This window comes from Enterobacter cloacae complex sp. S2 (assembly GCF_015159675.1).
GTDB lineage: Bacteria > Pseudomonadota > Gammaproteobacteria > Enterobacterales > Enterobacteriaceae > Enterobacter > Enterobacter intestinihominis.
The window spans coordinates 1-503 of sequence record NZ_JADDTS010000120.1; the positions used below are offsets into that span (position 1 = coordinate 1).

Annotated in this window: 1 protein-coding gene; it reads right to left on the reverse strand. The window is 41.7% G+C overall.

Annotated elements, in window-relative coordinates; all coding sequences use genetic code 11:
• On the reverse strand, window positions 1-503 hold a 503-nt coding region (locus IPZ49_RS23025; protein ID WP_227754143.1), incomplete at both ends, for a DUF4225 domain-containing protein.

Consider the following 503-nt stretch of genomic DNA (forward strand, 5'->3'; position numbering starts at 1 on the left):
ATGCTATATACACTTGCAGTTAACGTAATAGCGTTATAAATCGCAAGTCCTGTTTCAGGCTTGAAACCCATAAACTGGGCCGCTTCCAAAGTGCCATCAGCCACAAGCCCCTCTGTTTTATATTGTTTTCCATATATACCAGGAATAATTTCTTTTGACAAACCGTTAATGCCATCTGTTACAAGGATAGCCCCTGCCAGCATACCTAAAGGTGTCATCGTAGCGACCATCAACGCACCGCCAGCAATTGCCATTCCAGAAACCACAATGTGAATAGCTGAAATTATGTAGCCGACGATTTTATTATTTTCCTTAACAAATTCGACCTTCGCGTAAAGCTGTGCGGCTCTGGTTCTTAACAGGCGTTCTTGTTCTTGTAGATTATCTGTTTCAGCACGCAGATTTTTGATGCATGCAATGCATTCTTCATCGGTTTTGGCCCGTCGTGCAGTTTCAAATTCTTTATCTACAACCTGTTTTATCTCTTCGACAAACTTGATACG